This window comes from Streptomyces sp. SID14436 (assembly GCF_010548465.1).
Taxonomy (GTDB): Bacteria; Actinomycetota; Actinomycetes; order Streptomycetales; family Streptomycetaceae; genus Streptomyces.
Window position 1 is genome coordinate 1 of the sequence record NZ_JAAGMD010000678.1, and the last position, 7,550, is coordinate 7,550.

Sequence of the window (7,550 nt, forward strand, 5' to 3'; positions counted from 1 at the left end):
CGGCCGGTGGCGTGGAAGACCCGCCAGTCGCCCGCGGCCCGGTCCGCGCCGTCCGGCGCCGTGCCGTCCGGCCCGCCGGTCCCCTCCTCGGCCGGCTGTGGGCGCGTCCGCTCCGCGGGCGCCTGCTCGTCCTGCGCGGTCATGCCGGTGCCTCCTCGTTGGCAAGGTCGCCGTCGTCGGTGTGGATGTCGACCAACCGCGTAGGATCGTCCCAGAAAAAGGCGATATGGCGCCCCAGGAGATCAGGACTCTGTGCGGGGTCCACGGCCTTCCTGCGCAGCCGGTGGATCGCCATGGGGATCTGGGCCGCGACCGGCACCGAGGCGAAGACGGCGGTGACGACCTCCCGCCGCTCCTCCACGAACACCCCCCGGCGGTCCCATATGGCCAGCGCGATGCCCTCGGCGATGGCCGCCTTGAGCGCCTCCAGCGCGGGCGTGTCGGCGGGGGCGTCGAGGACCACGGCGGTGCGCGCCGACTCCCCCGCGAGGGTGGTCTGCCAGGCGTCGAGCCGCTGGGCGTCGTCGCCGCTCCAGCCGTGCACCGTGACGCCCTGCTGCCGCAGCACGCGCCAGCGCTCCTGCCACTGCCGGCGGACCAGCCGGTCGTCGGTGCGCATCCGTTCCAGACTGCGCAGGTGCACGGCGTAGCGCAGGCCCAGCGGCAGCGGGCGGCCGTGGCCGAGGGTGAACCTCAGTCCGGCCACGTCGTGGTTGAGCAGGTCGTAGGGGAGGACGAACTCGACGTAGGTGGGCGGCTGTTCATGACCGCCGGAGCCCGGTGCGGGGCCGACGGGCCAGAGCCGGGCGCCCTGCCGGAGGGCCTGTTCGACGGCCTCCCCGAGACGGTCCAGGGAGGTGGTGGCGGGCTCGCCGGGCTGCGGGTCCCAGTGGCCCGGCACGCTGTTGAGCCAGGGGCGGACGGCGATGTCGCCGGAGCCGTCGCGGGCGGGCTCCACGGCGACGATGAGGCAGCAGGGGATGTCGGGGTCGGGGGCCGCCCGGGCGCGTGCGGTGCGGCGCCGGGACACCGCCCCGGTGAGGGCGGCGCGCTGCGCCCAGCCGTCGACCCACTTGGTGAGGGCGCCGCGGTGCCCCGGCAGGGCGGCGAGCGAGGCCGCCGCGTCGACCAGGAGCACCGCGGGGGGTAAGCCGTCCGGCTGCGCGTTCCACTCCAGGACGTGGCCGAAGAGCTGCTCCGGGGTGAGGCCCGGCGGCAGGTAGAGGCCGTTGAGCTCGTCGGCCAGCAGGTCCCGCAGCCGGCCCGGGGACACCTCGCCCTCGGCGTCGGCCAGCAGGCCGCGGGCGGTGCCGGTGTCGTGGCCGGAGAGCGGGCCGGGCAGGCTCTCGGGAGCCGGGGACGGGGGTGCGGCGGGCGCGAGCAGCGCGCGCATCTCCTCGGCGGGCGCGCTTCCCTCGAAGAGCTCGACCACGCGCACCAGTACGTGTTCGCCGCCGCCCACGTTCAGCGCGGTGCGCACCACGGTGATGACGTCCTCGCGGAGCCGGATCCCGCGGACGTCGACGGTGCGGCCGAGGTGTTCGCCGAGCACCGTCGCGAACTGGGCGCGGCCCTGGGCGTCCTCCATGCAGCTCAGCTCGCACAGCACGGCGGTGAGCCGGAACATCAGTTCCAGACTGGTCGCGCGCTGCCCGTCCGCACCGGCGGCCTCGCCGGAACCCACTCCGTTCTCCACCGACTGTCCCCCATGAGTCGGTACGCCTGCCTGACCGGCCTGCGAAGTTAGCACGGCAACTGACGGTTCACCAGGGACGCGTGGGGTGCCCGGCCGTGGGATCCGGCCGCGTGTCGCCCGTACGGGCCCACTCGGCCGGAATCCCCTCACGAGGCCGGTGCCGGCTGTGCTACAACCGCGGGTCCACCGGCTCGGATTCCAGGGCGAGCACCCCGAAAACCGCCTCGTGCACCCGCCACAGCGGCTCGCCCTCGGCCAGCCGGTCCAGGGCCTCCAGGCCGAGCGCGTACTCCCGGACCGCGAGGGACCGCTTGTGGTTGAGGAACCGGCCGCGCAGGCGCGCCAGGTTCTCCGGCCGGGTGTACTCGGGGCCGTAGATGATCCGCAGGTACTCGCGGCCCCGGCACTTGATGCCGGGCTGCACCAGCCGGCCCTCGGGTCCGCGGACCAGGGCGCCGACCGGCTTGACGACCATGCCCTCGCCGCCGCGCCCGGTCATCTCCAGCCACCAGTCGACGCCCGCCCGCACCGACTCGGGGTCGCCGGTGTCGACGTACAGCCGCCGGGTGGTCTGCAGCAGACCGGTGGCGTCGTGCTCCACCAGCAGGTCGATCAGGGCGAGCTGCTCGTCGTGGGGCAGCGCGGCGAGGCTGCGGCCCTGCACGGCCAGCAGCTGGAACGGCGCGAGGCGCACCCCGTCGAGCCCGTCGGTGGTCCAGCAGTAGCGCCGGTAGGCGCGGGTGAACGCGTCGGCGGACTCGGCCCGTTCGCGCTGGCGGCCCAGCAGGTCCGTCACGTCGACGCCACGGGCCGCGGCGTCCTCCAGCGCGGTCAGGGCGCCGGGGAACACCGCGCCGGAGGCCGCGCCGACCGCCGCGTACTGGGACCGCAGCAGCCCGGACGCCTTCAGCGACCAGGGCATCAGCTCGGCGTCCAGCAGCAGCCAGTCCGTCTCCAGCCGCTCCCACAGCCCGGCCCCGGTGACCGCGGCGCGCAGCCGGCCGAGGATCTCCTCGGTGACGGCGGCGTCGTCGAAGAACGGCCGGCCGGTGCGGGTGTACAGGGAGCCGGTGGGGCCGTCGGCGCCGAACCGGGCGCGGGCGGCGTCCGCGTCCCGGCACACCAGGGCGACGGCGCGCGAGCCCATGTGCTTCTCCTCGCACACCACCCGGGCGACGCCGTCCTGGTGGTACTGGGCGAACGCCTCCTGCGGGTGCTCCAGGTAGCCCTCCAGCCGCGAGGTGGCCGTGGGGGCCATGGTGGGCGGCAGGTAGGGCAGCAGGCGCGGGTCGATCGCGAACCGGCTCATGACCTCCAGGGCCGCCGCCGCGTTCTCCTCGCGCACCGACACCCGGCCGGCGTGCCGGGTCTCGACGACGCGCCGGCCGTGCACGTCGGCGAGGTCCAGCGGGCGGCCGTCCTGGCCGCCGGGGGCTTCCGTGCGCAGCGGGCGGGTCGGCTCGTACCAGACCCGCTCGGCCGGTACGTCGACCAGTTCCCGCTCCGGCCAGCGCAGCGCGGTCAGCTTGCCGCCGAACACGGCGCCGGTGTCCAGGCAGATGGTGTTGTTGAGCCAGGTGGCCTCCGGGACGGGGGTGTGGCCGTAGACGACGGCGGCCCGGCCGCGGTAGTCCTCGGCCCACGGGTAGCGCACGGGCAGGCCGAACTCGTCGGTCTCGCCGGTGGTGTCGCCGTACAGGGCGTGGCTGCGGACCCGGCCGGAGGTGCGGCCGTGGTACTTCTCGGGCAGACCGGCGTGGCAGACCACCAGCCGGCCGCCGTCGAGGACGTAGTGGCTGACGAGCCCGTCGATGAACTCCCGCACCTCGGTGCGGAACTCCTCGCTCTCGCCGTCCATCTGCTCGATGGTCTCGGCGAGTCCGTGGGTGTGCTGCACCTTGCGGCCCTTGAGGTACCGGCCGAACTTGTTCTCGTGGTTGCCGGGCACGCACAGCGCGTTGCCCGACCGGACCATGGCCATCACCCGCCGCAGCACGCCGGGGCTGTCCGGGCCGCGGTCGACGAGGTCGCCGACGAACACGGCGGTGCGGCCCTCGGGGTGCACGCCGTCGGTGTAGCCCAGCTTGCCGAGCAGGGCGTCCAGTTCGGCGGAGCAGCCGTGGATGTCGCCGATGATGTCGAAGGGGCCGGTGAGGTGGGTCAGGTCGTTGAACCGCTTCTCGGTGACGACGGTGGCCCGCTCGACCTCCTCCGCGCCGCGCAGCACGTGCACCTTGCGGAAGCCCTCGCGCTCCAGGTGGCGCAGCGAGCGGCGCAGTTCGCGGGTGTGCCGGCGGATGACCCGGCGGGGCATGTCGGCGCGGTCGGTGCGGGCCGCGTTGCGCTCGGCGCACACCTCCTCGGGCACGTCGAGCACGATGGCTATGGGCAGCACGTCGTGCCGCCTGGCCAGTTCGACGAGCTGCTTGCGGGACTCCTGCTGGACGCTGGTGGCGTCGACGACGGTGCGGCGGCCGGCGGCCAGGCGCTTGCCGGCGATGTAGTGCAGCACGTCGAAGGCGTCGCGGCTGGCGCTCTGGTCGTTCTCGTCGTCGGCGACGAGCCCGCGGCAGAAGTCGGAGGACAGGATCTCGGTCGGCTTGAAGTGGCGCCGGGCGAAGGTGGACTTGCCGGAGCCGGAGGCACCGACGAGCACCACCAGGGAGAGGTCGGTGACGGGCAGGACGCGGCCGTCCGCACGCGCGGCGGTGGTCCCGGTTGTCGCGGTGGTCATGCGGCTTTCGCCTCCTTCTCGGTGCCGGTGCTGAACACGGCCATCTGGGTGGGTGGACCGACCTCGGGGTCGTCGGGGCCGACGGGCACGAACTCCACGTCGTAGCCGTGCCGTTCGGCCACCTCGGCGGCCCAGGAGCGGAACTCCGCGCGGGTCCACTCGAAGCGGTGGTCGCCGTGCCGGACGTGGCCGGCCGGCAGGGTCTCCCAGCGCACGTTGTACTCGACGTTCGGCGTCGTGACGAGGACGGTCCGGGGGCGGGCGGCACCGAACACGGCGTACTCCAGGGCGGACAGGCGCGGCAGGTCGACGTGCTCGATCACCTCGCTGAGCACGGCCGCGTCGTACCCCTTGAGCCGGCGGTCGGTGTAGGCGAGCGAGCCCTGCCAGAGCTTCACCCGGGCCGCCTGCCGCTCCCCCATGCGGTCCAGTCTCAGCCGCCGGGAGGCGATGGTCAGGGCGCGCATCGACACGTCGACGCCGACGATCTCGGTGTACGCCGGGTCGCGGAGCAGTTCCTGCACCAACTGGCCCTGTCCGCAGCCGAGGTCGAGCACCCGGGCGGCTCCGGCGGCGCGCAGCGCGGTGAGGATCGCCTCCCGGCGCCGCACGGCGAGCGGAGTCGGCTTCTCCTCGGTGGCGCTCTCGTCGGCGACCGCGTTGTCGATGTCCTGGACGTCGCTGTCGTCGGTCTCCGCGAGCCGCACCAGTTCCAGGCGTTCGAGCGCCTGCCGGGTCAGCGACCAGCGGCGGGTGAGGTAGCGGCTGGTGATCAGGCGCTGCTCCGGGTGGCCGGGCAGCCAGCCCTCGCCGACGCGCAGCAGCTTGTCCACCTCGTCGGGGGCGACCCAGTAGTGCTTGGCGTCGTCGAGGACCGGCAGCAGCACGTAGAGGTGGCGCAGGGCCTCGGCGAGGGTGAGCGTCTCCGACTCCAGGACGAGCCGCACGTACCGGGAGTCGCCCCACTCGGGGAACTCCGTGTCCAGCGCGACCGGGTCGGCCGTGACCGTCCAGCCGAGCGGCTCGAAGAGCCGGTGGACGAGCGCGGGGCCGCCGCGGGCCGGCAGGGCGGGCACCTCGACGCGCAGCGGACGCGGCAGGGCGGGCTGCTCGGGGCGGGCGTCGCACACCCCGCGCAGGGCGCTGGAGAAGACGTTGCCCAGGGCCACCGCGAGCAGCGAGGAGGCCGCGTAGGGGCGGTCGTTGACGTACTGGGCGAGGGCGGCGTCGGGTGCGCCGCCGCGGCCCTTGCCCTTGCCCCGGCGGACCAGGGCCACCGTGTCCACCTCGAGCAGCAGCGCCACCGTGCAGCGTTCCTCGTCGGCCTCGGGGTAGAAGACGTGCGCCCGCCCGCAGGAGGTGGAGAACGACTGCGCCTTGTCGGGATGCTTGTGCAGCAGGAAACCGAGGTCGGTCGCGGGGCGCTCGGGAACGCCGGTGGTGCTGATCGTCAGGAACACGGTGGGTACCCCTCGGACACCTTCTGAAGTGCGGGAACGCGCGGTGGTCCGGCGCGTCGTGCCAAGGTACCGGGATCCGTGGGGGAAGCCCCGGGAATTATCCGGGGGCGGGAACGCGGAACGGGACCGCCCGGCGCGCGGACGGTCCCGTTCGAAGGTGCCGGAGCCCCGTCGAGGGGCGGGGCTCCCGGCGGGGCCTACGACAGCTGCGACTGGACCTGGGCGGAGATCAGCTCCAGGTGGTCGAGGTCGTGCAGGTCGAGCATCTGGAGGTAGATGCGCCGGGAGCCGGTCTCGGCGTACCGCCCGATCTTGTCGACGACCTCGGCCGGGGAGCCCGCGAGGCCGTTGGCCTTGAGCTCGTCGACCTCCCGGCCGATGGCGGCGGCCCGGCGGGCGACCTCCTCGTCGTCCCTGCCGACGCAGACCACCAGGGCGTTGGAGAAGACGATGTCGTCCGCGTCACGGCCCGCCTCCTTCGCGGCGGCGCGGACCCGGCCGAACTGCCGCTCGCTGTCCTCGACGGACGCGAAGGGCATGTTGAACTCGTCGGCGTACCGGGCGGCCAGCCGGGGGGTGCGGACGGCGCCGTGGCCGCCGATGAGCACCGGGATCCTGGACTGGACCGGCTTGGGCAGGGCGGGCGACCCGGTGAGGTCGTAGTAGGTGCCGTGGAAGTCGAAGGTCTTGCCGGGGCCGGTGGCCCACAGACCCGTGACGATCTCCAGCTGCTCCTCCAGGCGGCCGAACTTCTCCTTCGGGAAGGGGATGCCGTACGCCTTGTGCTCCTCCTCGAACCAGCCCGCGCCCAGCCCGAGTTCGATGCGTCCGCCGGACATCTGGTCGACCTGGGCGACCTGGATGGCGAGGACGCCGGGGAGGCGGAAGGTGGCCGCGGTCATCAGGGTGCCGAGCCGGATGCGGCTGGTCTCCCGGGCGAGGCCGGCCAGGGTGATCCACGCGTCGGTGGGGCCGGGCAGGCCGTCGACGGAGCCCATCTTGAGGTAGTGGTCGGACCGGAAGAAGGCGTCGAACCCGAGGTCCTCGGTGGCCTTGGCGACGGTGAGCAAGGTGTCGTAGGTGGCCCCCTGCTGGGGCTCGGTGAAGATTCGCAGATCCATGTCTCCATCCTGCACGGTCCGGGCCCGGACACCCCGCCCCGGCTCGGCGGCCGCGCGCCCCGCTCCACGGTCGGGTGAAAGCGGGCCCGCCCGGCGACCCCGGTATGACCGGGCCGGTGACCCGTCCCGATGAAGATCGTTGGCCGGTCGGAGCCGGACCACCCGGCGCCCGCGCCGGCCCGTGTGCGCCGGGGCGTCAACCGTGTCGGCCCCCGTCCCGGGGGCCAGGGGCCGAGGAGGCCGTCGTGTCCGAAGAGTCCGAAGAGTCCGTGCCGCGGCAGGGCGGGAGCGGGCAGCCCAAGGGGCTGCTCCAGCAGATGGAGGAGCTGATGGCGGCGTTGAACGCGGACCTCACGGCCCTGGACGCGGACCTCCGGGGCCCGGCGGGAGCGGGACAGCCGAGGACGGGCCTGGCCGGGGCGGGCGAGGAACCACCGGGACAGTGAGCCGCGGGCCGGCGTGCGGGGCCGGCGGGGGCGCCGGCGGCTCTGGTCGGTCTCGCGACCGGCGGGAGCGGCAAGCGGCCGAGCCCGACGCGC

5 protein-coding genes are annotated in these 7,550 nt (G+C 74.2%); 1 reads left to right on the top strand and 4 read right to left on the bottom strand.

Annotated elements, in window-relative coordinates:
- Positions 1-139: 139 nt before the first annotated feature.
- The 4 genes from G3I53_RS24580 to G3I53_RS24595 all read right to left on the bottom strand — a co-directional run bounded on the left by G3I53_RS24580 (position 140) and on the right by G3I53_RS24595 (position 7,011).
- A complete protein-coding gene (locus G3I53_RS24580; RefSeq protein WP_343240682.1) occupies positions 140-1,696 on the bottom strand; it encodes a hypothetical protein in 1,557 nt (518 codons plus the stop codon).
- A gap of 169 nt (positions 1,697-1,865) precedes the next feature.
- Positions 1,866-4,430, bottom strand: a complete 2,565-nt coding sequence (locus tag G3I53_RS24585) for a polynucleotide kinase-phosphatase (protein WP_164338836.1) — start codon at positions 4,428-4,430, stop codon at positions 1,866-1,868.
- Positions 4,427-5,890 carry a 3' terminal RNA ribose 2'-O-methyltransferase Hen1 gene (locus G3I53_RS24590; protein WP_164338837.1) on the bottom strand — a complete coding sequence of 488 codons (1,464 nt, stop codon included), beginning with the start codon at positions 5,888-5,890 and terminating at the stop codon, positions 4,427-4,429. The genes G3I53_RS24585 and G3I53_RS24590 overlap by 4 nt, the downstream gene beginning before the upstream one ends.
- Positions 5,891-6,087: 197 nt before the next feature.
- The gene (locus tag G3I53_RS24595) at positions 6,088-7,011 is read right to left on the bottom strand and encodes an LLM class F420-dependent oxidoreductase (protein WP_164338838.1); all 924 of its coding nucleotides are present in this window, start codon (positions 7,009-7,011) and stop codon (positions 6,088-6,090) included.
- Between the two features lie 245 nt (positions 7,012-7,256).
- On the opposite strand from G3I53_RS24595, the gene G3I53_RS24600 reads away from it, so the two are divergent.
- Positions 7,257-7,457 carry a hypothetical protein gene (locus tag G3I53_RS24600; RefSeq protein WP_164338839.1) on the top strand — a complete coding sequence of 67 codons (201 nt, stop codon included), beginning with the start codon at positions 7,257-7,259 and terminating at the stop codon, positions 7,455-7,457.
- Positions 7,458-7,550 lie beyond the last annotated feature (93 nt).

Excerpts from the sequence above, each read along its gene's own strand:
- G3I53_RS24595 (WP_164338838.1), bottom strand. The coding sequence starts at position 7,011 with ATGGATCTGCGAATCTTCACCGAGCCCCAGCAGGGGGCCACCTACGAC.
- G3I53_RS24585 (WP_164338836.1), bottom strand. The coding sequence starts at position 4,430 with ATGACCACCGCGACAACCGGGACCACCGCCGCGCGTGCGGACGGCCGC.